The organism is Pseudomonas sp. R15(2017) (assembly GCF_002112685.1).
In the GTDB taxonomy this organism is placed as follows: Bacteria; Pseudomonadota; Gammaproteobacteria; order Pseudomonadales; family Pseudomonadaceae; genus Aquipseudomonas; species Aquipseudomonas glycinae.
Genome location: NZ_NEII01000004.1, coordinates 329,538 through 355,361, shown reverse-complemented (window position 1 = coordinate 355,361; position 25,824 = coordinate 329,538). Strand labels below are relative to the sequence as shown.

Sequence of the window (25,824 nt, the reverse complement as noted above, 5' to 3'; positions counted from 1 at the left end):
TCAATCGAGGTGTGCCATGCGTTTGCTGGTCGTAGAAGATGAAGCCAAAACCGCGAACTTCATTGCCAAAGGGCTGGGAGAGTCGGGTTTTGCCGTGGACGTGGCGCTGAATGGCCTCGACGGTCGCTACTTTATTGAGCAGCAGGAATATGACCTGATCATCCTCGACGTGATGCTGCCGGGTCTGAACGGCTGGCAATTGCTGCAACTGATCCGTCAGCGCGGAGCCACGCCGGTGTTGTTCCTGACGGCGAAGGATGCCATCGAAGACCGCGTGCGCGGCCTCGAACTGGGGGCCGATGACTATTTGCTCAAGCCGTTCGCCTTCGCTGAATTGCTGGCGCGGGTGCGCACGTTGTTACGACGCGGGCCGATGCGCGAAGCCGAGTCGTACAGCATCGCCGATCTGGAAATCGACGTGCTGCGCCGCCGGGTCAGCCGGGGCGGCCAGCGCATCGCCCTGACCAACAAGGAATTCGCCCTGCTGCATCTGCTCGCCAGCCGCCAGGGTGAAGTGCTGTCGCGAACGCTGATCGCTTCGCAGGTGTGGAACCTGAATTTCGACAGCGACACCAACATGGTCGAAGTCGCGGTGCGCCGCTTGCGTTCGAAAGTCGATGATCCGTACATGCCCAAACTGATCCACACCGTGCGCGGGGTCGGCTATCAACTCGAAGCGCCCGACGATGCGCGCTAGATCCATTGCCTGGCGCCTGGCTCTGGCGTTCGCTGCCGTCTGCGCGCTGGTACTCAGCGCGATTGGCGTGTTCCTGTATCGCTCGCTGGCCTCTGAGCTCGCCTGGCGCGACGACATGGCGTTGCTCGGTCGCCTGGAACAGGTGCGCGCGCTGCTCGCCGACAGTGACAGCCTCGACGCCTTGCAGGCACGGCCACGGTTGTACCAGAACATGCTCGGCAACCTCGACAGTCTGCTGCTGGTGCAACGCGCGGACGGCTCGAACGTAATCACGATCAATCCTCGCCAACGTGCACTGCCTGCGGTGCAGGCCATCCCCCGGGATCAACCGCCGCAACGCAGCGATGTGCTGACCTGGCAGGCGGCGGACGGTGTCGAGCTGGCCCTGTTGTCAGGTCAGGCCCAAGGGCCGAACGGCGAAGCGCTGACCGTGATTGCCGGCAAGGTGCTGAGCGAGCGCGAACAGATGCTCGGCAGCTATCGCCTGCGCTTGTATCTGGCCGTCGGCCTCGGAGCGTTGCTCGCCTTCACGCTGGGCCTGTTGCTGTTGCGCCGTGGTTTGCGGCCTCTGCGCAAGCTGAGTGAAGCACTGCGCGGCATCGACCTGCGCAGCCTCGACCAACGCGTTCCCACTGACGGCACGCCAGCGGAATTGCTGGAGCCGGTACACGCGCTGAACGGCATGCTGGTGCGGCTGGACGACGGCTTCCAGCGCCTCTCACAGTTTTCCGCCGACCTCGCCCACGAAATTCGCACGCCCCTGCACACCCTGCTCGCCAGCAATGGTCAGGCACTGAATCACCCGCGCAGCAGCACCGAGTATCAGGAAGTGCTGGCGTCGAACATGGAAGAATTCGAACGGCTCAAGCGCATGGCCGAGAACCTGATGTTTCTCGCCCGCGCCGAGCAAGCTGAGCGAGCGCTCGATCTGCGCACGCTGGAACTGCACGAAATCGGCGATGAGTTGTGCGACTACTTCGAAGCCCTGGCCGATGACCGGGGAATTCGCCTGGCAAACACGTTCAGTGGAAAGTTGCTGGCGGATCAGCAACTGCTGCAACGCGCGTTGGGCAACCTGTTGGCCAACGCCGTACGCCATGCTGATGCCGGCTCGGTCATCAGCCTGTGCCGGCTCGATGAACCAGGCATGTGCTGGCTGCAAGTCCATAACCTCGGCCCGGTCATCGCGGATGAGCATCTGGGCAAACTGTTCGACCGCTTCTACCGCGTCGACCCATCCCGTGCGGAGCCGGGAGATTCCGGCGGCTTGGGACTGGCGATCGTGCAGTCGATCATGCAGTTGCATGGGGGGCGGGTGCGGGTCAGCAGTGGTGCAACGGGTACGGTTTTTGAGCTTGGATTTGTAACCCGTCGCTAATCGACCCGCACATGCCGTTTTATATGAGCTAGACTTGCCCTGAGTTTGCATCGAATACGATGCATATAATTTCAATTACGCTTTATTGCACTGCATATAATGCACTGGTGTGTCATGGAACAGTTGGGCGAACTGATCAGAACTCTGCGCAAAGCGCAAAAACTCTCGCAGCAAGCGTTGGCGCAACGTTACGGCATGAGCCGCGCCACCATTTCGGGTATCGAAAACAATACGATTTCTGAAATTGGTCTGCGCAAAGTCGAGGCGATCCTCAACGGCTTTGGCTACGAGCTGACAGCGATTCCCGTGAGAGCACAACGTCCGACACTCGACGCGTTGCAGAAGGCCAATTTCCATGACTGAGCCGACAGATCGCTTGCACATCACCGTCGCTGATAGCCCGGTTGGAACGCTCGGTCGAGGGCAGCCGGGCATGGACAGTGTGTTCAGTTATCGCGAGGACGCCATCGACGAGAATGCAGTGTCGCTGACAATGCCGACCCGGCTGGAGAGCTACGGCTGGGAGCGGGGCATTCATCCCGTCTTCGAAATGAATCTGCCGGAAGGCGCGCTGCGCGATGAGCTGGTTCGACGCTTCAGTAAGGCCGTGCGCGGTTTTGATGATTTCGCCTTGCTCGCAATCGTCGGACCGCATCAGTTGGGACGGCTGGCGATTACCAGTGAGTCGGCAACCGAACGTCAGCCCGAAACATCACTGGCCGAGCTTCTGGTGCACGACGGTGCCCAGGGACTGTTCGATGATTTGCTACAGAAGTACGGCCAATACTCCGGTGTTTCAGGTGTGCAGCCCAAAGTTCTGGTGCGCGACAGTGCGGCAGCAGTTGATCGCCTGACTCACCGAGGCTCCACACATCTGGTCAAAGCCTTCCGTCCCGAAGAATTTCCCGAGCTGGCGACCAACGAGTACTTCTGTATGCGCGCCGCAGCGCTTAGCGGACTTGAAGTGCCAAAGTTTGAATTGAGTGAGCAGGGCAGGTTTTTGGTGGTCGAGCGTTTTGACCTGATTGAGCACGGCTATCTGGGTTTCGAGGACTTTTGCGTACTCAACGGCTGGCCTTCCAGAGCCAAATACGATGGCTCTTACGAAGGCGCTGCCCGACAGATCAAAGCCTTTGTTTCCCCTGCGCTATTGAGTCAGGCGCGGGAAGCTTTTTTCAAGATCGTGGCGCTGTCGGCGGGACTGAAAAACGGCGATGCGCATCTGAAGAACTTCGGTGTGCTGTATGACCATTGCGGCGCGCAGGCCTCGATCCGGCTGGCCCCGGCTTACGACATCATCACCACATCGGTTTACATCAGGAACGACAGCCTGGCCTTGCTGTTGGGCGGGTCGAAGGCATGGCCCAAGCACAAGGCGCTCATCCGCTTCGGTCGTACGGCATGCAATCTCACTGAAGGTCGCTGCAATGAACTACTGCAACAGGTTGTTCATGGCATGCAGACGGCGATGGCGGAAATGCTTGAGCATTGCCGAACCCATCAGTCGTTCGCCGAGGTAGGTACGGCAATGATCGAGCAGTGGGAATCCGGGATTGAGCGCAGTCTGACCAAGGGTTGAGCGACCCATTTGCGCTCAGCGCAACTGATCCCGAAACTGCCCCGGCGTCATCCCGGTCCAGCGTTTGAACGCGCGACTGAAACTGCTGGTGTCGGCAAATCCCAACAGATAACTGACCTCGCTCAGCGAGCATTGCGGATCGCGCAGGTGCAGCAGCGCGAGGTTTTCGCGGCTTTCATTCAGCAGGGTGTCGAAGCGGCAACCCTCGTCCGCCAGATGCCGTTGCAGGCTGCGCAGGCTCAAGTGCAGGGCCTGGGCGATGCGTTCGGCGCTGGGTTCGCCTTCGGGCAGTTGTTCTTCGATGGCGTCGCGCACCTTGCGCTCCCAGGTAAGCGGTTGGAGCTGGGCGAGGGTGCGTTTGAGCACCGCTTCGTTGTGCTCGGCCAGTTCCGGGTTGGCGTCGTCGAGGTGGCTGTCAAAGTCGGTGAGGGCGAATTCGATGCGGTCTTCTTCGGCGCAAAAGTGCACCGGCGAGCGGAACACCTTGTGCCATTGATGCGCATCGGCCGGTTCCGGGCGGCGCAGGTACACCGCCAGTGGCGCGTAGTCGCGGCCCAGGCGATTGCGGCAAGTGCGCACGTAAATCGCGGCGAAGGCGTCGATGGCTTCGAAGGCGGGTGCCGGGTTTTCGGCCGGGATCTTCAGGCGAAATCGATAGCGGTCCTCGGTGCGGGTCAGCTCCAGTTCCAGCGCGTCGCTGACCACCTGGTGATAACGCACGATCCGCTCGAACACTTCCCGCAGGCTGCCGCTGGCCACCAATGCGTAGCCCAGCGCGTGAAAGGTCGTGGGGCTGACGAAGCGCGACACCCGCAAACCGATCGCCGGATCACCGCTGACCTGCACCGCGATTTCCCACAGACGTGTGGTCGCGGACAACGGATAGCGGGCATTCGGGTCGTCCATCAATTGCGGATCGAGCCCGGCCTGCTGACACAGGGCAGTGCTGTCCAGCCCCAGCGCGTCGAGTTGCTTGCGCAGGGCACGGGTCCAGCTGGCGAGAGAAGTCGGTTCCTTCATGCTGATTGGCGCTTCCGGTCAACAGGTTGGCGTTCTCGGCTACCGCGTTTGGAGTCCGCGCGAGGCAGGATACGAACATCTATAACCAGAGGATGGAAGCATGGACCGTACTTCTGCAAGTCCCCAGCGACACAATGCTGCCCAGCGATCAGCGCATATTCGCGAAGTGGTGCTTGCCAAAGGCGTCGAGCTGCGCGAGCGCTACCCGATTCTCAACCATCAGGACGCCCTCGGCGCGGGGATTCTGGCGTTTGCCCTGGCCGGGATGATCGGTTCGGCGGCGCTCTATATCACCGGGCACATGGCGTGGTGGGCGTGCCTGTTGCTCAACGCGTTTTTCGCCTCGCTGACCCATGAGCTCGAACACGACCTGATCCACAGCATGTATTTCCGCAAACAGCGGGTGCCGCACAACCTGATGATGGGCCTGGTGTGGCTGGCACGGCCGAGCACGATCAACCCGTGGATCCGCCGCCATTTGCACCTCAATCATCACAAGGTGTCCGGCACTGAAACCGATATGGAAGAACGGGCAATCACCAACGGCGAACCGTGGGGTTTCGCGCGGTTGCTGATGGTCGGCGACAACGTGATGTCAGCGTTCATCCGCATGCTCCGGGCCAGGACCTGGACGCACAAGTTCAGCATCATCAAGCGCACGCTGAAGGTCTACGCGCCGCTGGCGCTGGTGCATTGGGGGGCGTGGTATGTGTTTCTCGGGTTCCATGGGGCCAATGGCATCGCCTACCTGATGGGTTCGCCGATCGAATGGTCGGCGACCACGTTGTCGGTGATGCAAGTGATCGATATCGCCGCCGTGGTGATCATTGGCCCGAACGTGTTACGCACGTTTTGCCTGCACTTCATCAGTTCGAACATGCATTACTACGGGGATGTCGAGCCGGGCAATGTGCTTCAGCAATGTCAGGTGCTGAATCCTTGGTGGCTGTGGCCGTTGCAGGCGTTCTGCTTCAACTTCGGCAGCAGTCACGGGATTCATCATTTTGTGGTGAAGGAGCCGTTTTACATCCGCCAGCTGACGGTGCCGGTGGCGCACAAGGTGATGCGGGAGATGGGGGTTCGGTTCAACGATTTCGGGACGTTCGGGCGGGCGAACAGGTTTGTTCGCAAGGAGAATGAAGGGTTGGCGGGTAAGGCGATCGAGGTGAACTGACTTTGTGTTTTCGGCTGGAGATCCAGCCCTCACCCTAACCCTCTCCCGGGGGGAGAGGGGACTGATTGGGGGATATTCGGGAGATACACCGACTTGAAAGTGCTTTACCGAATCCACAATCAACTCGGTTTCTCAGGTCGATGTATAGCGAAAGACACCTCGGTCAGCTCCCTCTCCCTCCGGGCGGTCCGACGTTTCGGGAGGGCTGGGCGGGCGGCGTTCCGATGAGGGGGCTTTTGAGCTTGCCCTCAATCCGGCTGAAACGGCGACTCACTGAGAATCACCCCGGTCTCCTCCACATACCGCTGCCAATGCTCGATCAGCGCTTCAAGCTTCTGCGGCTGACTCGACGCCAGGTCATGAATCTCCCCCGGATCACTCCCCAGGTCGTAAAGTTGCCAGGTTGCCGGCCCCACCGGGCCGGGGATCCACACCGCCTTCCACTGCCCCTGCCGAATCGCCCGGCGCCCGAACAGTTCCCAACCGGTAACGGTGTGTTCGTCATGCACCTGCGCCGTCTCGCCGGACAGGAAACCCAGCCACGATTTACCACGCAACGGCGCCACCGGTTTGCCGTGCCACTGCTTGCCGGGATGGCGCACGCCGGCCAGATCGAGAATGGTTGGTGTGATGTCCATCACCGTGCCGAAACCATGGCTGATCTGCCCCTTCAGCGGCAGCTGCGGATAATGCAGCAGCGCCGGAACGCGAATTCCGCCCTCGGTGGTGAACGCCTTGAACAGGCGTGACGGCGCGGTCGCTACCTGCGCCCAGTTCGGCCCGTACCAGACGTAGGAATTGGCGCGGCCGATGTTGTCGAGGCTGTTGTCGTAGTGCTGGCTCAGGTAGGTCACCAGCTCCGGACCGAATTTCGGGAAGGCTTCCAGCAGCGCGCCTTCGGCACCGTTGTCGGACATGAACAGGATGAAGGTGTTGTCGAGCTGGCCCTGCTGGCGCAGGTAATCGACGACGCGCCCGATGTTCCAGTCCATACGCTCGACCATCGCCGCGTAGACCTCCATCGCCCGGGCGGAAATGCGTTTTTGTTCATCGCTCAGCGCGTCCCATTGCGCGGTCAGCTGGATCAGCGGATGCGGTTCGACATCCGGCTCGATCAATCCCAGCGACTTGAGTTTCTCCAGACGCTCGAGGCGCAGCACTTCCGGCCCTGCGTCGTAGCGGCCACGGTATTTTTCGACGATGTCGGCGGGCGCCTGCAACGGCCAGTGCGGCGCGGAAAACGGCAGATAGGCGAAGAACGGCCGGCTCTGGTCACGCTCCTTGAGGTACTGCAACAGCTTGTCGCCGAACGCGTCGGAGGAATAGAAATCCTTCGGCAATTCGTCGATGAACCTGTCGTCCTCGATGTACAGCGCCGGGGTGGATTTCAGCAGGCCGGGCGTGTGTTCATCGTAGGTCGGTTCGAATCCGTAGTGGTTGGCCGCGCCGGGCAGCAGCGAGAACGAGCGCTCGAAACCACGGGCGTGGGGCGCCAGTTCGGCAGTCAGGCCCAAGTGCCATTTGCCGCTCATCAAGGTCTGGTAACCGGCCTCGCGCAGCAACTCCGGCAACGCTACGACACGGTCGTTGAGATAGCCTTCGTAACCCGGTTTGCCGATCAGGTCCGGGGTCAGGGTTTCAGCCATGGTGCCGATGCCGGCGATGTGGTGATCGGTGCCGGTGAGCAGCATCGAGCGGGTCGGCGAGCAGGTTGGTGCAGTGTGAAAATCGGTCAGGCGCAGGCCATTGTTGGCCAGGGCATCGAGGTTCGGCGTGGCGATTTCACCGCCGAACCCGCCGATGTCGGAGAAGCCGAGGTCATCGGCCAGAATCACCAGAAAGTTGGGACGTTGTGGCATCGACAGGCTCCTGTTCAGCAGGCAATGAACGACAGCGGCAGATCGCGGATCTGTACCGGTGCGCTCGGTTGGTAATGATCGTCACTGGTCAGCTCGTGCAGCAGTTCTTCGCGCAGCTGATGGAAGTCGAAACTGCTGCGTTGGCGCGGATGGGGCAGGGCGATGTCCACCACCTGTTTGATCCGGCCGGGGCGCGGTTCCATCACCACCACGCGGTCGGCGAGAAAGATCGCTTCCTCGACATCGTGGGTGACCAGAATCGTGGTGATTTTTGCCCGTTCGCGAATCGCCAGCAGTTCGTCCTGCATCTGCTGGCGGGTCAGCGCATCGAGGGCGCCGAAGGGTTCGTCGAGCAGCAAGATTCGTGGGCTCGCCACCAGCCCGCGAGCAATCGCCACGCGCTGGGCCATGCCGCCGGAGAGTTGATGCGGGTAGGCGCGGGTGAAGTCGCGCAGGCCCACCAGTTCGATGAAGTCGTTGATGCGTTGCTGCTTTTCAGCAGCACCCAGCGGCTCGTTGACCAGGCCCAGGCCGATGTTGTCGGCCACCGTCAGCCACGGGAACAAACGGTGCTCCTGAAACACGATGCCGCGCTCGCCGCCGATGCCGCTGACGGCTTTGCCATCGACAGTGATCTGCCCGCGAAATTGCGTATCGAGGCCCACCAGCAAGCGCAGCAAGGTGGATTTGCCGCAGCCGCTGGAGCCAACGATGGCGACGAATTCGCCCTCGGCGATGTCGAGGTTGAATTCGCGAATCGCCTCCAGTTCGAAACCGTCGACGTCGAAGGATTTGCCTACATGGTTGAAGCTGACAATCGGTGCGTTCATGCGTGTCTCCAGCGGGTGGCGCGGATTTCCAGGCGTTGGCCAATGAGGTTGAGCAGGGCGCCGGTGAGGCCGACCAGCAGCATCCCGGCCATGATCAGGTCCATGCGCAGCAGTTGTTGGGCGCCGATCATCTGGCTGCCGATGCCGCCGTTGGACGGCATGAAATATTCGGCGCCGATGGTGCCGAGCCAGGCGTAGATCAGGCTCAGGCGCAGGCCGGCGAAAATCCCCGGCGCGGCGCCCGGCAATACCAGTCGACGCAGGCGTTGGGCGAGGCTCAGGCGCAGCACTTGCGCGGCTTCGTTGAGTTGCGGTGAGAGGTTGGCGACGCTGCGTTGGGTCGCGACAAACAACGGAAAGAACGCGGCGAGGGCGACGAACACCCACTTCGCCAGTTCGCCCAGACCGAACCAGGCGGTGAGCAGCGGCACCCAGGCGAAAATCGCGATCTGGCGCAGGGCGGCGAGGGTCGGGCCGAGTACGCGTTCGCTGGTGCGCGACAGACCCAGCAACAAACCCAGCACGAGGCCGAGGCCGCCGCCAATCAACAAGCCACCGAGTGTGCGGCCCAGGCTCAGGGCCATGCCCGCGATCAACGTGCCGTCGAGCAATCCGTTTTTCGTCGCCTCAAGCACCACCCACGGGCTGACCAGAATGTTGGCATCGATCCATTGCTGATCGACCGCCAGTTGCCACAGCGCTAACAGCGCCAGCGGCAGCAGCCACGGCTGCACGCGCTGCCAGCCTTCGTAGCGCGGGCCGCGACGAATCTCCGCCGTGGCGGGATGTGGCCAGTGCACCAGTTTTTTGTCCAGCAGACCGATGCCGCGATCCATCGCCACGCCGATCAGGCCGATCACCACGATGCACACAAAGACGATGTCGAGCATGAACAACTGACGCGCCCAGACCATCAAGTAACCGATGCCTTCGCTGGAGGCCAGCAGCTCGACGGCAAGCAATGAAGTCCAGCCAGCGGCGAGCGCCAAGCGTACGCCGGCCATGAATGCGGGGAGGGCGGCGGGCAGCACCAGTCGGCGGATCAACAGACGTGGCGGCAAACGTAAAACAGCGGCGGCTTCACGTAATTTGGGTTGCGCATCGCGCACGCCGACCAGCGTGTGCAGGGTCACCGGCACCACGATGGCCTTGACCAGCACCACCAGTTTCAGCGTTTCGCCGATGCCGAAAAACACCATGAACAGCGGAATCCACGCCAGCGTCGGCACCTGGGCCAGGCCGGCGAAGGTCGGGAAGATCAGGCGTTCGAGACGACGGCTGAAACCCAGCGCCGCACCAAGTACTGCGCCGGCGGTAACGCCCGCCAGCAAGCCCCAGAACAGCCGTTGCAGGCTGATCCACAAGTGACTCCACAACTCGCCCTGGGACAGCTCGATCGCGCTGTTCCACACCAGTGACGGCGCCGGCAGGATCTGTTCGCTCATCCATTGATTACGCGCCGCCAGCCACCACAGGGCGAACAGTCCGAGCGGCAATATCCAGGGTAAAACGCGGTGGCTCAGGCTTGGCCAGGTACGCCGGCTTTTCAACGGCGGTGCGGCCAGTGGCAGGCTGAGCAGGGATTCACGGGCCATGGTGACCTCCGTTGTCGGGTTGGATCGAGTCAGCGGAATTAGCTAAAAAACAATAGTTATAAGCGAGTTAGAAAATAATCATTTTGGAGATAAGCAGCGCCATTTAAGGCCTCCAGCCCTGCGCGCATCCAATGCATTCGAAGAATATTTTCGATGCTCTCCATGCATACGGCTCTGCATGTCCCGACTTTGCTGGCTTAGCGTGAAAAGCTATAAAAATGTGCTTTTTAAGTATTTAAGTGCTGATACGGATTGCGCCTACTTTCGGCTCCTCAATGCCCGCCGTGATCAGGAGCCGCACCCATGAACCTTCCCTTCAAACGTGTCATCAGTCTGTTTGCCGCGCCGGCACTGGCGGGTCTGCTGGCGTTCTCTGCCCAGGCCGACGAGCTCAAGGAAATCAGGATTGCCGTGCCTGATCTGAGCGCGGGTACTCAACACAGCGGCGGGGGCATCGTGGACGTGCTGCGCGATCAGCAGATCTTTGAAAAGGCCTTCGCCGATCAGGGCATCAAGATTCAGTGGAGTTTCTTCAAGGGCGCCGGGCCTGTGATCAACGAGGCATTCGCCAACGGTCAGGTGGACCTGGCCTATCTCGGAGATCTGGCGGCCATCATCGGCAAGTCCAACGGTCTGGACACGCGACTGCTCAGCGCCAGCGCCCGGGGGGTGAAGCAATATCTCGGCGTCGTGCCGGGTTCGGGGATCAAGACGCTGCAGGATCTCAAAGGCAAGCGCGTGGCGATCTTCCGGGGCACTGCGACCCAGTTGTCGTTCGATGCGGCGCTGGCCAGCGTCGGTTTGAGCGAGAAGGACGTGAAGGTGATCAACCTCGATTTCAACGCAGCGGTAGCGGCGCTGGCGGCGAAGCAGATCGATGCGTCTTGGGGCAGCTCCGGGCTGACTGCATTGCAGGCCAAAGGACTGGCTGAGCTGCCATTGAATACCAAGGATCTCGGTGGCGCCGGCAGTGTGCAGTCGGTGCTGGTGGGCACCGGCAAGTTTGTCGACGGGCATCCGGAAGCCGTGGCGAAGCTGCTCAAGGCGCAGCAGCAGGCGGTGGAGTGGTTGACGCAGGACAGCAACAAGGACGCCTATGTGCAGCTTGTGTCGGGGCTGGCGAGCTATCCACCAGTGATCCTCACCCAGGATCTGAAGGATCAGAACCTGAGCGAAGTCTTCCCTTCGACACTGGATCCGCTGTTCCTCGAAAACCTGCAGGGCAAGGTGGATCTGGCGGCGCAGCAGAAGCTGATTCGCAAGCCGTTCAAGGTGAACGAGTGGGTGGCGCCTGAACTGGCAGCTGCGAAGCTCTGAGTCATGCGGTCATTCCCGCGCAGAGCGTGGGAATGACCCTCAAACCGCGACGCTGATCGCCTGTTTATCCACCGCCACCAGCGTCTCGATCATCGCCCGCGCCGCCGGTGACAGCCGGAATCCCGTGCGGCTCACAATCCCGCAGCGCGCATTCATGCTCTCCAGATTCTGCGGCAGATTGCGCCAGTGCAGCAGCGCCAGCGAGCCTTGCGCAATGTCCTCGACAAACGCCTCTTCAGTGCCGACGCCAATCGCGTTGGATTGCAGCACCACTTTCACCAGCGCGGGAAAATGCTCGGTCTCGATGGACGGTGAAAAATCGATCCGGCCGCTGAGATTCGCCAGCAGTTTGCGAATGCCCGGCGGGATCAGCGTGGTCGCCAGCGGGTAGTCGAACATGTCGTTGGTCGACAGGCTTTCCTTGGCCAGCAGCGGATGCCCCGGCCGGCAGAAAAACACCCCGCGCTTGGGTGTCAGCGGCTGGGTCTGGAAGTTCGGGTCGGATTCGAAATGACGGATGTCGGCGATGAAGAATTCGATCTCCTCACGGCTCAGGGCGCGGCTGAGTTTTTCCCAGTTATCCACCTGAAAACAGGTGCGCACTTTCGGGTGCGCATTGATGAATTGCGCCACCGCGTCCGGCACCAGTTTCACCGCCGGCGCCGGGCCGCAACCGAAGTGCAGTTCGCCGGCATCGAGCTTGGTCATCTGGGTCACTTCGGCGCTGAGCAATGCCGCGCCCTGCACCAGGGTCAGGGCGTGTTGCAGCACCACCTGACCTTCTGGTGTCGGACGTAGATCCTTGTTGCCGCGATCCACCAGCACGCAGCCGAACTCCTGCTCCAGCCCTTGAATGCTGCGGCTGAACGCCGGTTGAGTGATGCCCATGGCGTCGGCCGCGCGGACAAAACTGCAGTGTTCGTTGAGGGCGATGAAGTAGCGCAACTGGCGAAGATCCATATGCTTTTCCGGCATCCTAAAAATAGCTCGAAGGCATTTGCGACGAGGTTGCTTGAGGTTTTAAATGCAAGCTCTTATTCCGTCAACGAAGCATGTGAATATCTATTAGATGTAAATGGAATATAGATAGAGCGTTGTTTCGCTGCCGTCCAACCGCAAGCAGTCGATGAGGGTCTACCCATGAGCAATGCCGCACTCGCTGTAAAACCCGCTGTCCACGCACTGGACATTTATCCGGTGGCCGGCCGTATCGGCGCCGAAATCCGTGGCGTGCAGCTGTCCGGTGAGCTGGACGCCGCGACGGTTGAAGCCATTCAACAGGCGCTGATCCAGTACAAGGTCGTGTTCTTCCGCGAGCAGACCCAGCTCGACGATCAACGTCAGGAAGCCTTTGCGCACCTGCTCGGCGAGCCCGTGGCGCATCCGACCGTGCCGTCCCGCGAGGGCACCCGTTATCTGCTGGAACTGGACGGCGCCGAAGGGCAGCGCGCCAACTCGTGGCACACCGACGTGACCTTCGTCGATGCCTACCCGAAAGCCTCGATCCTGCGCTCCGTGGTGGCCCCGGCGTTCGGTGGCGACACGCTGTGGGCGAACACCGCGACCGCGTACAACGAATTGCCGACTGAATTGCGTGAGCTGGCAGACAAACTGGTGGCCGTGCACAGCAACGAATACGACTACGCCGCCGTGAAGCCGGACGTGTCGGCGGAGAAGCTTGAGCGCTATCGCAAGATCTTCACCTCTACCGTCTACGAAACCGAGCACCCGGTGGTCCGCGTGCACCCGATCAGCGGCGAAAAGAGCTTGCTGCTGGGGCATTTCGTCAAACGCATCAAGGGCTATTCCCAGGCCGATTCGGCGCACCTGTTCGGCTTGCTGCAAAGTCATGTGATCCGTCAGGAGAACGTCGTGCGCTGGCGCTGGAAGGCCGGTGACGTGGCGATCTGGGATAACCGCTCGACTCAGCATTATGCGATTGATGATTACGGCACTCAGGATCGTGTGGTGCGTCGGGTGACGCTCAAGGGTGAAGTGCCGGTCGGGGCGAATGGGCAGCGTAGCCAGACCATCAAAGGGCGCGAGTAAGAGCAGAAGATGATCGTTCCCACGCTCTGCGTGGGAATGCAGCCCGGGACGCTCCGCGTCCCAAAGCGGACGCAGAGCGTCCATTGAGGCATTCCCACGCGGAGCGTGGGAACGATCAGTGCCTCGGCGGGGTGAGCGATCACTGTCACCAAACCCCGATCTGCACCATCTTCTCGGTCTCCGGCTCCCCATAACGAAACCGCTGCCCACGCAAATCAATCTCCTGATGACTGATGGTCGTGCGCCGCTTCAACCCGCGCACCCACTCGAACAGATACCCCGCATGCTCCTCGCGCACCGCCGCATACGCCGGGTCCGCGCCCAGATCCTGCAGCTCCTGCGGGTCATTCAGCAGATCGAAAAGCTGCGGCCGGAAGCCGTCGTACGCCAGGTATTTCCAGCGCTCGCTGCGCACCATGGTCATGCGGCAGCGGTCGATCGGCTGGCCCAGCCGCTCCCGTGCCGGGGCCTGAAAGGCGTAGTCGTATTCGCTGATCGCATAGCGGCGCCAGTCAGGGTTTTCACCGTGCAGCAGCGGAATCAACGAGCGACCTTCCAGGCGATGCTCCGCCCCCGTCACGCCCAGCGCTTCGAGAAAGGTCGGCACGCCGTCGATGGTTTCCGCCAGACGTTCGTCCACCGTGCCCCGGGTGACATCCGCCGCCGCACGCGGGTCGCGCACGATCAATGGCACGCCCACCGCCTGCTCCAGCAAAAACTCCTTCTCGCCCAGCCAGTGATCGCCCAGAAAGTCGCCGTGATCGCTGGTGAACACGATCAGCGTGTCTTCCCAGCGGCCGTTGCTTTGCAGGAAATCGAACAGCCGCCCCAACTGATCATCGACCTGTTTGACCAGGCCCATGTACGTCGGGATCACGTTCAGTCGTACCGGATCTTTGGAGAAGTTCAGGCTTTCCTCATGCTGGCGAAAGGCCTGATAGACCGGGTGGTCGCTGGGAGAGGCATTACGTACCGGGTCGAGAATCGATTTCGTACTGTACAAGGTGTGGTACGGAGCCGGTACGATGTAGGGCCAGTGGGGTTTGATATAGGACAGGTGTAAAAACCACGGTTTTTCACCTTGCTCACCGATGAAGTCGATGGCTCGATTGGTAGTGTAGACAGTCTCTGAATGTTGCTCGGGAATTCGCGCGGGCAAATGGGCATTGCGCATTTTCCAGCCACTGAGGATTTCTCCGTTGTCGCCTTCGGCCGCGTTAGCCCAGTCATGCCAGGGGTTGCGTCCCTCGAAACCCTGTTCGCGCAGGTAATGGGTGTAGGGCGCGGATTCGCGTTTGTCATCGAACAGCGGGTCGTCGGGGAAGATGCCGTCGTGGCGAAAGTAGGGTTCGAAGCCGACTTCGTTCAGCACTTCGGCCTGGGCGCTTTCAGGGTTGATCGCCAGCCGCTGCAAGGCGTCCACGTTGGCCGTGGCGTGGGTCTTGCCGACCAGCGCGGTACGAATGCCGTGGGGGCGCAGGTAATCGCCGATGGTCAGTTCTTCCAGCGGCAGCGGCACGGCGTTCCACGCCACTTGATGGCTGCTGACATAGCGCCCGGTATAGGCCGACATCCGCGACGGCCCGCAGATCGTGCCCTGTGTGTAGGCGCGGCTGAAGCGCACGCCGGCGGCGGCCAGGCGGTCGATGTTCGGGGTGTGCAGGTGCGGGTGGCCGTAGCAGGACAGGTAATCGCGGCGCAGTTGATCGCACATGATGTAAAGCACGTTGCGCACAGGGTTTTGCGGGTTGGACATGGGGTTCACCAGTCAGAAAGACAGGCGAGGTTTTTCGCTTTCGGCGAGGGTGTTCGGCAAGTGCATTCGGGGAATGCTTTATATGCAGCAAATGCATCGGCGCCTGTACTGACGTCATCGCTGGCAAGCCAGCTCCCACAAGTACCGGGTGAACGCATTATTTTTGCCAGGCGCAGGTCCTGTGGGAGCTGGCTTGTCGGGTCGCCGCATCGCAGCGATAGCTGTGCCTCAGACAGCCAGATTCTCAAGTGAACACACCTCCTCATCCACCGCATCAATCGCTTTGATCTGCTCGATCATCGCCTCGGCCAACGGTGACAGACGATACCCGGCGCGGCTGACAATTCCGTAACGGGTATAAAGCTCCTCCAGATCATCCGCCAATCCTTCGATCTTCAAGCAGACCAACTCACCCCGGGCCTGATGCAGTGCATCCGAATAGGCGCCGACGATACCGATCGCATCGGAGCGCAACACCACGCCGAGCAGGCTAGCGCTGTTCTCGCACTCCACATTCGGGACGAAATCCGGCCGGCCACTGAGGTCAACGATGACCTTGCGGAGGTTTGGCGGACGAATGCTCACGGCCAGCGGATAACTCATCAATTGCTCGGCCGTGACCCGATCCGATGCGCCCAGCGGATGCCCGGCGCGGCAGCAGAAATGCCATTTGCGCGGGCGCAAGCGGTGGGTCAGGTAATCCGGATCTGCCTCGAAGTGCCGTGTATCGGCAACGAAGAATTCGAACTCCTCGCTCAGCAGTCTTTTGCTCAGGCTCTGCCAGTCATCGACCTGGTAATGCACTCGCGCTTTCGGGTAGCGGCCGATGAAGCTGCCGATCGCTCGCGGGATCAATCCCGCTGCCGGCGCCGGGCCACAACCGAAGCGCAACTCCCCAGCCTCCAGCCCGTTGAACTGGCTGATCTCGTTGGCCATCTGCTGCGCACCGCTGACCAGGCGCCGCGCATGTTCAAGCAGCACCTGGCCCTGTTTGGTCGGCGGTAATTCCTTGCGTCCGCGATCCACCAACTGGCAACCGACGCTGTGCTCCAGCGCCTGAATGCTGCGGCTGAACGCCGACTGCGACAGGTTCACCGCCTGCGCGCCGGCGACGAAGCTGCGTTGTTCGGCAAGGGCAATGAAGTGACGTAGCTGGCGCAAGTCGATATGCATTTTTCACATAAAAAATATCCGGGAAATGCATTGGATATGCATTAGGTCGACTCCTTATAAAGGCAATCTCTTATGCAGTAAATCTTTGTAAAAACATAAATAAATAACTTAAAAGAATATGCGGCACGGAAGATGTCTGCGTGTTTTTTGACCAGGAGCAGTCCCATGAGTCCGTTGAACCTCGCTTCACCGCCGCCGCCACGACGGCTCAAACGCCTGCCTCTGGCCCTGTTGCTGGCGGGGAGTGCCAGTTGGACCCACGGCTACGCTGCGGAATCGGAAACCCCTGTGCCGGCACCGGCAGGCAAGACCGCGACCGCCACTTCGCAACTGGAAACCGTGACCGTCACCACCCGCCGTCGAGAAGAAAGTTCTCAGGACGTGCCGACGCCCATGAGCGTGGTGAGCGGCACGACTCTGGAGACGCAACGGGTCTACCGAATCCAGGATCTGCAGCAACTGGTGCCCAGCGTCAACGTCGCCTACATGCATGCGCGTCAGTCCAGCGTGTCGATCCGGGGCCTGGGTAACAACCCGGCCAGTGACGGTCTGGAAGGCAGCGTCGGGCTGTACATCGACAACGTGTATCTGGGCCGTCCGGGGATGGCGGTGTTTGACCTGATGGACATCGAACAACTTGAAGTCCTGCGCGGGCCGCAGGGGACGTTGTTCGGCAAGAACACCACCGCCGGGGTGATCAACATCAGCACCCGCGCGCCGAGTTTTACCCCGGAGCGCAGCATCGAGACGTCGGTCGGCGAGGACGGCTATTTCCAGACCAAGGGCACGCTTTCCGGGCCGCTCAACGATCAGTTGGCCGGACGCATCTCTGCCTATCGCACCCGCAGCGACGGTGACATCAAGAACGAATTCAACGGCCATGATCTGAACGGCGGTTCCCGCGACGGCTTCCGGGCGCAACTGCTGTTCAAGCCCAACGAGAATTTCAACCTGCGCTGGATCGGTGATTACAACGAAGAGGATTCCAGCGCCGGCACCCGTGTGCTGTACAACACCGGGCCGACCATCAATGGCGTCAATCTCTACTCGGCCCGCGCCGCCGCTGCCGGCGCGACGCTGGTCAACGGCTCGCACCGCAAGGTCAATCTGGACAACGACCAGCACGTCACCGTGCATCAGGGCGGCACCTCGGTGGAGGCCAACTGGACCCTGCCGAGCGACTTCACCCTGACCTCGGTCAGCTCCTACCGCTTCTGGAATTTCACCCCGCGCAACGACGACGGCCTCAATGTGCCGGCGACCTACAACGCCGGGGTGTCGGTGGAAGACAAGCAGTACTCCCAGGAATTTCGCCTCGCATCGCCCAAGGGCGAGTTCTTCGATTACGTCCTCGGCGCCTACTACTTCGGCTCGGACCTGGACAACAAATCCTTCGCCTATTACGGCCCCCAGGCAGACATCTGGAACGGCACGCCACGGGGTGCGCTGGCCAACGTCAACAGCGTCGGCCGTGGCCATATCAAGACCGACAGTTTCGCGTTGTTCGCCCAAGGCACCTGGCACCTGACCCCGCGTCTGGATTTCACCGCCGGGGTGCGAGGCACCTATGAAGAGAAGAACGCCTGGGTCAATCGTGATGCGCCGGTCGGTGGCGCCGCTGTCACGGGTGCCGCTGCCACCGCGCGACGCGGCCGCACGGGCGCCTACGATTCCGGCGACCTGAACCAGTACAGCTCCAGCCCGTCCGGATTGCTCAACCTCAGCTATCGCTTCACCGATGATCTGCTCGGCTACGCCACGTTGTCTCACGGTGAAAAATCCGGTGGGGTCAACCTTGTGGTCGGCTCGGCCCCGACCGCCGGCGCCGACTCGTTGCTGATCGGCACCGAGCGCGCCAACAACGCCGAACTCGGCTTCAAGAGCACGTTGTGGGATCGGCGTTTGCAGCTCAATGCCAACGTGTTCTGGACCCAGGTCAACGCTTACCAGACCAACGCCTACGACGACGTCAACCGCGTGCAATACCTGACCAACGCCGGTTCAGTGCGCTCACGTGGCGTGGAGTTCGAAAGCACCGTGATCCCGCTGCGCGGCCTGACGCTGAACTTCAACGGCTCCTACAACGACGTCAGTTACCTCTCGTACAAGGACGCGCCGTGCCCGCCTGAAGTCAGCCAGGCACCGGGTGCTCCGGCCTCGTGCGACCTCAGCGGTCATCAGGTGGTCGGCGCCTCGAAATGGATCGGCAACGCCAACGGCAAATACGAATGGAATCTGGATAACGGCCTGCAGCCTTACGTCACCGGCAGCTACGCGTTCCGCTCCAAAGCGGTGGGCACGGTCGAGGATTCCGACTACGGCCAGATCCCGAGTTACGCGGTGGTCAATCTCTCCACCGGCCTGCGCGGCGATTTCAACCAGGGTCAGTGGGACATCTCGCTGTGGCTGAAAAACGCCTTCGACAAAACCTACTACACGACCCTGTGGACCGGCGGCAACGGCGGTTATGAAGGCCTGCTCGGTACGCCGCGCACCCTCGGCGTCACCGGTCGCTACGACTTCTGATCGATCCTTCAAGGAGCTGCATCATGTTGCGCATCAAAACCGCTTTTCCGGTGTTGTTGTCCGGCGCAGTGCTCAGTGCCGGGGCGCTCGCCGCGCCCAGCGTCTACCCCACCGGCGTCACTCGTTACGACCCGGCCAAGGCCTTCAATCAATATGTGATCTTCAGCGGTGCCGACAAGCAGACGCACCTGATCGACATGAACGGCAACGAAGTGAAGAGCTGGCCGCAATCAGGTTTTCCCTCGGCGATCATCGACCCGCAACTGGTCGGTGGTGAGTGCGGCCATGTGTTGCTGCAACTGAGCGAAAAGGATCCGGGCAAGCTCGGTTCCGCCGGCAATGGCCTCGGCAATCAGAGCGTCGGCGAGCTGGACTGGAATGGCAAAGTCGTCTGGCAGTGGGGCGACAAGGCCCCCGGTGGCGCCGCGCAACAGCATCACGATCAGCGTCGCCTGAGCAACGGCAACACCGTGGTGCTGGCGAACAAGGTGCACCAGGTCAAAGGCTTCAAAGTGCCCGAGGTGATCGACGATGCGATCTACGAAGTCAGCCCCGCCGGCGAGGTGAAATGGCAGTGGCTGGCGTCGGATCACTTGAACGAATTCGGCTTCACCGCCGAGCAGTTGAAGCTGGTTCGTGCCAGTGAAAATCCGGATTACCTGCACATCAACAACCTCAGCCTGGTCGGGCCGAACAAATGGTTCGATGCCGGCGACAAGCGCTTCAATCCGGACAACCTGCTGATCGATTCGCGCAACGCCAACTTCATCGCGATCATCGACAAGCACAGCGGCAAAGTGGTCTGGCGTCTGGGGCCGAATCTGCCGTTGGCCAGTCCGAAAACCGCGCAGAAAGTCCCGCGCCCGGTGGACCAGTTCGTCGGCCAGCATGACGCGCACATCATCCCGGCCGGACTGCCCGGCGCGGGCAATCTGCTGGTGTTCGACAACCAGGGTTCGGCGGGTTACCCGAACGTCACGCTGGGGCTGATTTCCGGTTCGCGGGTGCTGGAGATCGACCCGGTGAAAAATGAAATCGTCTGGCAGTACAGCGCGGCCAATTCAAAGCAGCCGGGGTGGGCGTTCTACAGCTCATTCATCAGCAGCGCGCGGCGCTTGCCTAACGGCAACACGCTGATCGACGAAGGCATGAACGGGCGGTTTTTCCAGGTGACGGCCAGTGGTGAAAACGTGTGGGAATACGTCAGCCCTTATCTGGGCAAGGCACCGGGCAGTGACGCGATCAGCAACTGGGTCTATCGAGCCCTTCCTGTAAGTTATGACTGGGTGCCGGCGGGCACGCCGCGTTCGGAGACAGCAGTGATTGCGCCGGCCATCGGCGTGCAACAGACCAATGCCAGTCGTTAGTTATCAAGATTGTTCACCGTCGAAACCAGGACCGTTGAGCTTGTGAAGCAATAAGAAATTTAGTTATCGAAGGCCGATGCATTAAACGTGCATCGGCCTTTTTTGTTTGCTTGTTTCCAAGATCCGATGCCTTGGATGAATACTTTTTATGCCAGGAAAGCATGTCGATTCTGGCGAATCGCTGAAAGCCTTGCAGGCCGTGGCTATGGCGGAAATGACCGTTTCACATATTCCGAAAGCGTCTATTCATAACATGAAAGATTACTTTCGGAGATAAGCCGCTGGCCCAATGATTGACCCACCGATCACGCCGTGGGGGATTCAACAAGCGGCGAATCGGCTACGCGAAAAAACGCAAAGAGACCGCAGGGAGTAAATCAATGGGCAATGTCCAGACCGCCGCCAGCGCACAGGAGGTGCTGTGGCGCCAGGCGCCGAGCGGCGAGTTGGTCGATCTCGGCCGGCCCCATCGCGTGCCGTTGGGGCAGCTGCGTTTGCAGCGCGCGCCCAAGGGCATTCTGAGCCGCCGGGAAACGATTCTGCTCGGCGTTCTGGCGCTGGTGGTGCATGGCGCGGTGATCTACTGGATCAACCAGCATCCGACGCCAGCGCTGCCGATCGTGCCGCCGGAAATTCCACCGATGACCATCGAGTTTTCGCGCCCGGCGCCACCGGCACCACCTGTGGTTGTACCGCCGCCACCGGCACCAGTGGTCGAGCCACCACCGCCGGTGGAAGACGAACTGGCCACCAAGCCACCACCGAAACCGAAGCCGATCCCCAAACCGAAACCGGTCGCCAAACCCGTACCGAAACCGGCGCCGAAAGCGGTCGAGCAACCACCGGCGCCGCCACAACCGGCCGCTCCGGTCGCCGCGCCCGCGCCACCTGCGCCACCGGCGCCTGCTCCGGTGACGCCGGCCTCGGCCAACGCCGCGTACCTGAAGAACCCGGCGCCGGAATATCCGTCGCTGGCCCAGCGTCGCGGTTGGGAAGGCACGGTGTTGCTCCGGGTACACGTGTTGGCCAGCGGTAAACCGGGCGAAATCCAGATTCAGAAAAGCAGTGGCCGGCAACAGCTCGACGACGCGGCGCTGGACGCCGTGAAGCGCTGGAGCTTCGTGCCGGCCAAGCAGGGTGATGTCGCCCGGGACGGCTGGGTCAGCGTACCCATCGATTTCAAGATTCACTAAACCGAAACCAAATTCGCGCGAAATGTTTACACGAGGGAACACATCATGACGTTACTGGCATCTCCACTGGAATCCATCGAAAGCGCGGTGATCTGGCTGCTGGTGGTCTTCTCTGTCGCCACCTGGGGCCTGGCATTGCTCAAGGCTGTGCAGTTCGGCCGGTTGAAGGCGCAGGACCGCAAATTTCACAAGCGCTTCTGGGCGGCGTCGAGTCTGGACTCCGCCGCCGAGTTGAGCGAAACCCAGCCCGGCGCAGCAGCGCGGGTGGCACAGGCCGGTTATGCGGCGATCCAAGTGGGCGAGGCGCCGCAGGCCAATGACCTGAGCCAGGCGATCAACCATCAGGATCGCCTCGAACGTGCCTTGCGTCAGCAGATCGTCCGCGAGCGCCGTTCGCTGGAAACCGGTCTGGCGGTGGTCGCGAGTATTGGCAGCACCTCGCCGTTCATTGGTCTGTTCGGCACGGTGTGGGGAATCATGGAAGCGCTCAAAGGCATCAGCGCGGCAGGCTCGGCGAGCCTGGAAACGGTCGCAGGACCGATCGGTGCAGCGCTGGTCGCCACCGGTGTGGGGATCGCGGTCGCGGTGCCGGCGGTGCTGGTTTACAACTACTTTTTGCGTCGTCTGAAACTGACGGCGGCGGACCTGGACGACTTTGCCCACGACTTCTACAGCCTGGCGCAAAAGAGCTCGTTCCGCGTGCTGATTCACCCGACCGCGCACAAGGCTGCGGCCCAGGGCAATGCAACAAAAGTGAAGGAGGCGTCCTGATATGGCCTTCTCCACGCAAGACAGCGACGAGGTGCTGAGCGAGATCAACGTGACGCCGCTGGTGGACGTGATGCTGGTGCTGCTGGTGGTGTTCATCGTCACCGCGCCGCTTTTGACCAACGCGATACCGATCAACCTGCCGAAGACCGAAGCGGTGGCGCCGGTCGAGCAGAAAGACCCGTTGGTGGTGAGCATCGACGGTGCGGGAAAACTGTTTATCAACAAGGACGAAATCCAGCCGGACCTGCTGGAGTTCAACCTCAAGTCGGCCAAGGCCAAGGACCCGGAAGTGCGCGTGCAATTGCAGGCCGACGACGGGGTGAATTACGGCGAAGTGGCGCGAGCCATGGCTTCGATTGAGCGGGCGGGCATCACCAAGCTGTCGGTGATCACTGCACGATAAGGGTTTCACGTTTTTCCGGGGCCGTCTCCTTGGCAGGGTGCGGCCCCTTTTTTGTCTGCTGTTTAATATGCATTTCAGGTATTAATAAATAGCTTCTTATTCCTTAACGAATATAAATCCCGTCCCTATACTCGTTCAGGAACAGACACGACGCAGGAGAGCTCCCCCATGCGCAACGAATCAATCCGTTATCTGATTGTGCCGGGCTGGCAAGGATCGCCAGAAGATCATTGGCAAACCCACTGGCAGAACAGCCTGCCCAACAGTGCGCGGGTGGAGCAGGCCGACTGGCTGACGCCGCGTCGTGAAGACTGGGTCGCGGCGCTGGCCGAGGCGATTGCCGCCGACAGCTCGCCGGTGATCCTCATCGCGCACAGCCTGGGCTGCATCACCGTGGCGCACTGGGCTGCCACCGCGCCGCTGCATCATTTGCGTCAAGTGCGCGGGGCGCTGCTGGTCGCACCGGCGGACGTCGAACGCCCGGCCTGCGTGCCGGCACTGCGCAATTTCGCACCGATCCCGACCGATCTGCTGCCGTTCCCGAGCCAGGTCGTCAGCTCCGACAACGACGCCGCCGTCAGTGCGCCGCGTGCGCTGGAACTGGCGCGCAACTGGGGCGCCGAGGCGGGGATTCTCGCCGGCGCCGGCCATATCAACGTGAAGTCCGGGCATCAACGCTGGGAGCAGGGATTCGCTTATCTGTATCGCCTGCAAAACCGCATGGAACACCACGCCCGGCGCCGTGCCTGATCACTTTTATTTTTTCAACGCCCCCGTCTCCCGGCGATTTGGGGCGGGAGTCTGCCATGAGTCTTGAAACCTTCGGTCAGCCGTTGCTGACCTTTCCCGATGCGGAAAAAAGTCCCCTGAGCATTCGCGCCAAGGCGCTGGTGTTCGTCGATCCACGCTCGCGCCAGTTGCGCGAGGAAATGGCCCAGCTCGCACCGCGCTCGATCTCGGTGTTGATTCGCGGCGAGACCGGCACCGGCAAGGAATTACTCGCTCGCCATATCCATCGCGCCAGTGATCGCAGCGGATTGTTTGTCTCGGTCAATTGCGGCGCGATCAGCCCGACCTACGCCGATGCGGAATTGTTCGGTTATGCCGCCGGCAGCTACAGCGGTTCGGCCAGCAGCCGCGCCGGTTGGTTCGGTTCAGCCAACGGTGGCACCTTGTACCTGGACGAGATCGGCGACCTGCCGTTGCCGATCCAGATCAAGTTGCTTTCCGCACTGGAAAACCACGAAGTCACCCGCGTCGGTGCGCATCAACCAAGCCCGGTGGACGTGCGCCTGGTAGCGGCGACCAGCATCGATCTGGCGCAAGCGGTGGCGGCGGGGAAATTCCACGAGCGGCTTTATCACTATCTCAGCGAAGGGCATCTGGAACTGCCGGCATTGCGCGCGCGGGTTGGCGACATTCTGTCGTTGGCCGAGTACTTCCTCGGCATCTACAGCCAGCGTCTGGATCTGCCGGTGCCTTTGATCAGCGAAGCGGCGCAGCAGGTGCTGGAACAACACAGCTGGCCGGGCAACACCCGGGAGCTGGAAAACGTCATACATTTTGCGTTGCTGGTGAGCACCGGCGACGAAATCCTGCCGGAGCACCTGAACCTGCCCGAGGTGTCTGGGCCGCAGGTTCAGATCGAGCGTCAGGTGGCGAGCGTGAGCCTCAACGGCACCGTCGACGAACGTAAGGCATTGAAAGAATGGCTGTTGAGCCTGAGCGAGGCGTTGTAACGATTTTGTTCAACATGAACAAAATGGAATATGAAGCTGAATAAACGTTATTGTCCGGGAATAAAAAATCCCGGTATTGTCCGCTTCACGTCAGCAGTAGCACATCGCTGGCACACGTATTAATGCCGTCGTCGATGACGACCGATTTTCGATAAGGACACTGCATGAAAAAGGTTCTGTTGTTTACCGCATTGGCGGCTGCTCTGACGGCTTCCCTGGCCCAGGCCGGCGAGAAACTGGTGGTTGCTGCGACGCCGGTACCGCACGCCGAGATCCTCGAACTGATCAAACCGACCCTCGCCAAAGAAGGCGTGGATCTGGAAATCAAGGTCTTCACCGACTACGTACAGCCGAACGTACAGGTTGGCGAGAAGCGTCTGGACGCCAACTACTTCCAGACCAAGCCTTACCTGGACAGCTTCAACGCCGGCAAATACAAGGATGACAAGGCCAAGTACCTGGTGACCGTGCAAGGTGTTCACGTTGAACCGTTCGGTGGCTACTCGAGCAAGTACAAGACCCTGGCCGAACTGCCGGACGGCGCCACCATCGCCATTCCGAACGAAGGCAGCAACAGCGGTCGCGCTCTGATCCTGCTGCAGAAGGCTGGCCTGATCGAGCTGAAAAATCCGAAGAACGCCCTGGCGACTCCAAAAGACATCGCCAAGAACCCGCACAACTTCAAGTTCAAGGAACTGGAGTCGGCCCTGCTGCCGCGCGTTCTGAAAGAAGTCGACCTGGACATGATCAACACCAACTACGCGCTGGAAGCCAAACTGAACCCGACCAAGGACGCCCTGGTGATCGAAGGTGCGGATTCGCCTTACGTGAACTTCCTGGTTGCCCGTGAAGACAACAAGAACAGCGACGCCATCAAGAAATTGGCCGCTGCCCTGACCAGCCCTGAAGTCAAAGCGTTCATCGAGAAGAAATACAACGGCGCGGTACTGCCGGCGTTCTGATCTGACGCAGCAACACAACCCCTTCAAGGTATGAAAACGCCGATGGCCAGTGATGGTCATCGGCGTTTTTGTGTGTGCCTCAAAAGCACCCCTCACCCTAACCCTCTCCCCGAGGGAGAGGGGACTGATTGGGGGATATTTCAGAAATGCACCGACCTGATCGTGTGTCACCGAATCCATAATCGATGAGGTTTTTCAGGTCGGTGTCTGCCGAAAGACAACTCGGTCGGCTCCCTCTCCCTCCGGGAGAGGGCTGGGGTGAGGGTGGCTCTTGATCTCAGGCAGCGCTGGTTTTCAGCGCCCTGCGCAAAGCCACCAGCCATTTCACGAAATCCTGCGGGTCCGGTCGCTGCGGCACTTTTACGTCCATGTTCTCTTCCTTGTTATGGGGTTGGCCGGGGGAGTCTGGCCAAAAGCTGTTCGTCCTTGGAGGGCT

At 61.0% G+C, this 25,824-nt stretch carries 22 protein-coding genes; 15 read left to right on the top strand and 7 right to left on the bottom strand.

What is annotated here, in order from left to right; all coding sequences use genetic code 11:
- Window positions 1-16 precede the first annotated feature (16 nt).
- The 4 genes from CAF77_RS11335 (at window position 17) to CAF77_RS11320 (ending at window position 3,654) form a co-directional block, all read left to right on the top strand.
- Window positions 17-697 (top strand): heavy metal response regulator transcription factor, encoded by a 681-nt coding sequence (locus CAF77_RS11335; protein WP_039772967.1) that lies wholly within the window; start codon window positions 17-19, stop codon window positions 695-697.
- Window positions 687-2,075 carry a heavy metal sensor histidine kinase gene (locus CAF77_RS11330; protein WP_085654490.1) on the top strand — a complete coding sequence of 463 codons (1,389 nt, stop codon included), beginning with the start codon at window positions 687-689 and terminating at the stop codon, window positions 2,073-2,075. The genes CAF77_RS11335 and CAF77_RS11330 overlap by 11 nt, the downstream gene beginning before the upstream one ends.
- A gap of 114 nt (window positions 2,076-2,189) precedes the next feature.
- The gene (locus CAF77_RS11325; protein ID WP_064382702.1) at window positions 2,190-2,438 is read left to right on the top strand and encodes a helix-turn-helix domain-containing protein; all 249 of its coding nucleotides are present in this window, start codon (window positions 2,190-2,192) and stop codon (window positions 2,436-2,438) included.
- Entirely contained in the window at window positions 2,431-3,654 is a 1,224-nt protein-coding gene (locus CAF77_RS11320) for a type II toxin-antitoxin system HipA family toxin (protein WP_064382703.1), read from the top strand. Before CAF77_RS11325 ends, CAF77_RS11320 begins: the two co-directional genes overlap by 8 nt.
- 15 nt (window positions 3,655-3,669) lie before the next feature.
- Here CAF77_RS11320 and CAF77_RS11315 read toward each other — a convergent pair whose 3' ends face one another.
- Window positions 3,670-4,674, bottom strand: a complete 1,005-nt coding sequence (locus CAF77_RS11315; protein WP_064382704.1) for an AraC family transcriptional regulator — start codon at window positions 4,672-4,674, stop codon at window positions 3,670-3,672.
- A 100-nt stretch (window positions 4,675-4,774) separates the two neighbouring features.
- Between CAF77_RS11315 and CAF77_RS11310 the strand changes: the two genes are divergently transcribed.
- On the top strand, window positions 4,775-5,848 hold the full coding sequence (locus tag CAF77_RS11310; protein ID WP_064382705.1) for a fatty acid desaturase: 1,074 nt from the start codon (window positions 4,775-4,777) through the stop codon (window positions 5,846-5,848).
- A gap of 248 nt (window positions 5,849-6,096) precedes the next feature.
- Here CAF77_RS11310 and CAF77_RS11305 read toward each other — a convergent pair whose 3' ends face one another.
- Genes CAF77_RS11305 through CAF77_RS11295 form a run of 3 tightly spaced genes read right to left on the bottom strand, consistent with a single transcriptional unit; the run spans window position 6,097 to window position 10,132 of the window.
- The gene (locus CAF77_RS11305) at window positions 6,097-7,707 is read right to left on the bottom strand and encodes an arylsulfatase (RefSeq protein WP_064382706.1); all 1,611 of its coding nucleotides are present in this window, start codon (window positions 7,705-7,707) and stop codon (window positions 6,097-6,099) included.
- 14 nt (window positions 7,708-7,721) lie between these two features.
- Entirely contained in the window at window positions 7,722-8,537 is an 816-nt protein-coding gene (locus tag CAF77_RS11300) for an ABC transporter ATP-binding protein (protein ID WP_064382707.1), read from the bottom strand.
- Complete coding sequence (locus CAF77_RS11295) at window positions 8,534-10,132, bottom strand: ABC transporter permease (RefSeq protein WP_064382708.1); 1,599 nt, start codon at window positions 10,130-10,132, stop codon at window positions 8,534-8,536. Before CAF77_RS11295 ends, CAF77_RS11300 begins: the two co-directional genes overlap by 4 nt.
- A gap of 303 nt (window positions 10,133-10,435) precedes the next feature.
- On the opposite strand from CAF77_RS11295, the gene CAF77_RS11290 reads away from it, so the two are divergent.
- Window positions 10,436-11,449: an ABC transporter substrate-binding protein gene (locus tag CAF77_RS11290; RefSeq protein ID WP_011331920.1), complete on the top strand. Its 1,014-nt coding sequence runs from the start codon at window positions 10,436-10,438 to the stop codon at window positions 11,447-11,449.
- Between the two features lie 39 nt (window positions 11,450-11,488).
- Here CAF77_RS11290 and CAF77_RS11285 read toward each other — a convergent pair whose 3' ends face one another.
- Entirely contained in the window at window positions 11,489-12,409 is a 921-nt protein-coding gene (locus CAF77_RS11285; RefSeq protein ID WP_085654488.1) for a LysR family transcriptional regulator, read from the bottom strand.
- 180 nt (window positions 12,410-12,589) lie between these two features.
- Here CAF77_RS11285 and CAF77_RS11280 point away from each other — a divergent pair, with 180 nt between their 5' ends.
- Window positions 12,590-13,498: a TauD/TfdA family dioxygenase gene (locus CAF77_RS11280; RefSeq protein ID WP_064382710.1), complete on the top strand. Its 909-nt coding sequence runs from the start codon at window positions 12,590-12,592 to the stop codon at window positions 13,496-13,498.
- A gap of 145 nt (window positions 13,499-13,643) precedes the next feature.
- Here CAF77_RS11280 and CAF77_RS11275 read toward each other — a convergent pair whose 3' ends face one another.
- Together CAF77_RS11275 and CAF77_RS11270 are read right to left on the bottom strand one after the other, a co-directional pair.
- Window positions 13,644-15,254, bottom strand: a complete 1,611-nt coding sequence (locus tag CAF77_RS11275) for an alkaline phosphatase family protein (protein ID WP_064382711.1) — start codon at window positions 15,252-15,254, stop codon at window positions 13,644-13,646.
- Between the two features lie 228 nt (window positions 15,255-15,482).
- Window positions 15,483-16,427 (bottom strand): LysR family transcriptional regulator, encoded by a 945-nt coding sequence (locus CAF77_RS11270; RefSeq protein WP_064382712.1) that lies wholly within the window; start codon window positions 16,425-16,427, stop codon window positions 15,483-15,485.
- A 165-nt stretch (window positions 16,428-16,592) separates the two neighbouring features.
- Between CAF77_RS11270 and CAF77_RS11265 the strand changes: the two genes are divergently transcribed.
- The 8 genes from CAF77_RS11265 (at window position 16,593) to CAF77_RS11230 (ending at window position 25,388) form a co-directional block, all read left to right on the top strand.
- Window positions 16,593-18,953 carry a TonB-dependent receptor gene (locus CAF77_RS11265; protein ID WP_064382713.1) on the top strand — a complete coding sequence of 787 codons (2,361 nt, stop codon included), beginning with the start codon at window positions 16,593-16,595 and terminating at the stop codon, window positions 18,951-18,953.
- A gap of 23 nt (window positions 18,954-18,976) precedes the next feature.
- On the top strand, window positions 18,977-20,320 hold the full coding sequence (locus CAF77_RS11260; protein WP_064382714.1) for an aryl-sulfate sulfotransferase: 1,344 nt from the start codon (window positions 18,977-18,979) through the stop codon (window positions 20,318-20,320).
- A gap of 380 nt (window positions 20,321-20,700) precedes the next feature.
- Window positions 20,701-21,513 (top strand): energy transducer TonB, encoded by an 813-nt coding sequence (locus tag CAF77_RS11255; protein ID WP_064382715.1) that lies wholly within the window; start codon window positions 20,701-20,703, stop codon window positions 21,511-21,513.
- Between the two features lie 45 nt (window positions 21,514-21,558).
- Window positions 21,559-22,284: a MotA/TolQ/ExbB proton channel family protein gene (locus tag CAF77_RS11250; protein WP_011331927.1), complete on the top strand. Its 726-nt coding sequence runs from the start codon at window positions 21,559-21,561 to the stop codon at window positions 22,282-22,284.
- Between the two features lies 1 nt (window position 22,285).
- Window positions 22,286-22,687 (top strand): biopolymer transporter ExbD, encoded by a 402-nt coding sequence (locus CAF77_RS11245; RefSeq protein WP_003220570.1) that lies wholly within the window; start codon window positions 22,286-22,288, stop codon window positions 22,685-22,687.
- Window positions 22,688-22,855: 168 nt separating this feature from the next.
- Window positions 22,856-23,437: an alpha/beta hydrolase gene (locus tag CAF77_RS11240; RefSeq protein ID WP_007952774.1), complete on the top strand. Its 582-nt coding sequence runs from the start codon at window positions 22,856-22,858 to the stop codon at window positions 23,435-23,437.
- A 56-nt stretch (window positions 23,438-23,493) separates the two neighbouring features.
- Complete coding sequence (locus CAF77_RS11235) at window positions 23,494-24,426, top strand: sigma 54-interacting transcriptional regulator (RefSeq protein ID WP_011331929.1); 933 nt, start codon at window positions 23,494-23,496, stop codon at window positions 24,424-24,426.
- A 164-nt stretch (window positions 24,427-24,590) separates the two neighbouring features.
- Window positions 24,591-25,388, top strand: coding sequence for a MetQ/NlpA family ABC transporter substrate-binding protein (locus tag CAF77_RS11230; protein WP_064382716.1), 798 nt, complete (start codon window positions 24,591-24,593; stop codon window positions 25,386-25,388).
- Window positions 25,389-25,824 lie beyond the last annotated feature (436 nt).

What these genes read in the sequence shown, in the direction of transcription:
- CAF77_RS11335 (WP_039772967.1), top strand. Translation starts at nt 17, where the DNA reads ATGCGTTTGCTGGTCGTAGAAGATGAAGCCAAAACCGCGAACTTCATT.
- CAF77_RS11330 (WP_085654490.1), top strand. Translation starts at nt 687, where the DNA reads ATGCGCGCTAGATCCATTGCCTGGCGCCTGGCTCTGGCGTTCGCTGCC.
- CAF77_RS11325 (WP_064382702.1), top strand. Translation starts at nt 2,190, where the DNA reads ATGGAACAGTTGGGCGAACTGATCAGAACTCTGCGCAAAGCGCAAAAA.
- CAF77_RS11320 (WP_064382703.1), top strand. Translation starts at nt 2,431, where the DNA reads ATGACTGAGCCGACAGATCGCTTGCACATCACCGTCGCTGATAGCCCG.
- CAF77_RS11315 (WP_064382704.1), bottom strand. Translation starts at nt 4,674, where the DNA reads ATGAAGGAACCGACTTCTCTCGCCAGCTGGACCCGTGCCCTGCGCAAG.
- CAF77_RS11310 (WP_064382705.1), top strand. Translation starts at nt 4,775, where the DNA reads ATGGACCGTACTTCTGCAAGTCCCCAGCGACACAATGCTGCCCAGCGA.
- CAF77_RS11305 (WP_064382706.1), bottom strand. Translation starts at nt 7,707, where the DNA reads ATGCCACAACGTCCCAACTTTCTGGTGATTCTGGCCGATGACCTCGGC.
- CAF77_RS11300 (WP_064382707.1), bottom strand. Translation starts at nt 8,537, where the DNA reads ATGAACGCACCGATTGTCAGCTTCAACCATGTAGGCAAATCCTTCGAC.
- CAF77_RS11295 (WP_064382708.1), bottom strand. Translation starts at nt 10,132, where the DNA reads ATGGCCCGTGAATCCCTGCTCAGCCTGCCACTGGCCGCACCGCCGTTG.
- CAF77_RS11290 (WP_011331920.1), top strand. Translation starts at nt 10,436, where the DNA reads ATGAACCTTCCCTTCAAACGTGTCATCAGTCTGTTTGCCGCGCCGGCA.
- CAF77_RS11285 (WP_085654488.1), bottom strand. Translation starts at nt 12,409, where the DNA reads ATGGATCTTCGCCAGTTGCGCTACTTCATCGCCCTCAACGAACACTGC.
- CAF77_RS11280 (WP_064382710.1), top strand. Translation starts at nt 12,590, where the DNA reads ATGAGCAATGCCGCACTCGCTGTAAAACCCGCTGTCCACGCACTGGAC.
- CAF77_RS11275 (WP_064382711.1), bottom strand. Translation starts at nt 15,254, where the DNA reads ATGTCCAACCCGCAAAACCCTGTGCGCAACGTGCTTTACATCATGTGC.
- CAF77_RS11270 (WP_064382712.1), bottom strand. Translation starts at nt 16,427, where the DNA reads ATGCATATCGACTTGCGCCAGCTACGTCACTTCATTGCCCTTGCCGAA.
- CAF77_RS11265 (WP_064382713.1), top strand. Translation starts at nt 16,593, where the DNA reads ATGAGTCCGTTGAACCTCGCTTCACCGCCGCCGCCACGACGGCTCAAA.
- CAF77_RS11260 (WP_064382714.1), top strand. Translation starts at nt 18,977, where the DNA reads ATGTTGCGCATCAAAACCGCTTTTCCGGTGTTGTTGTCCGGCGCAGTG.
- CAF77_RS11255 (WP_064382715.1), top strand. Translation starts at nt 20,701, where the DNA reads ATGGGCAATGTCCAGACCGCCGCCAGCGCACAGGAGGTGCTGTGGCGC.
- CAF77_RS11250 (WP_011331927.1), top strand. Translation starts at nt 21,559, where the DNA reads ATGACGTTACTGGCATCTCCACTGGAATCCATCGAAAGCGCGGTGATC.
- CAF77_RS11245 (WP_003220570.1), top strand. Translation starts at nt 22,286, where the DNA reads ATGGCCTTCTCCACGCAAGACAGCGACGAGGTGCTGAGCGAGATCAAC.
- CAF77_RS11240 (WP_007952774.1), top strand. Translation starts at nt 22,856, where the DNA reads ATGCGCAACGAATCAATCCGTTATCTGATTGTGCCGGGCTGGCAAGGA.
- CAF77_RS11235 (WP_011331929.1), top strand. Translation starts at nt 23,494, where the DNA reads ATGAGTCTTGAAACCTTCGGTCAGCCGTTGCTGACCTTTCCCGATGCG.
- CAF77_RS11230 (WP_064382716.1), top strand. Translation starts at nt 24,591, where the DNA reads ATGAAAAAGGTTCTGTTGTTTACCGCATTGGCGGCTGCTCTGACGGCT.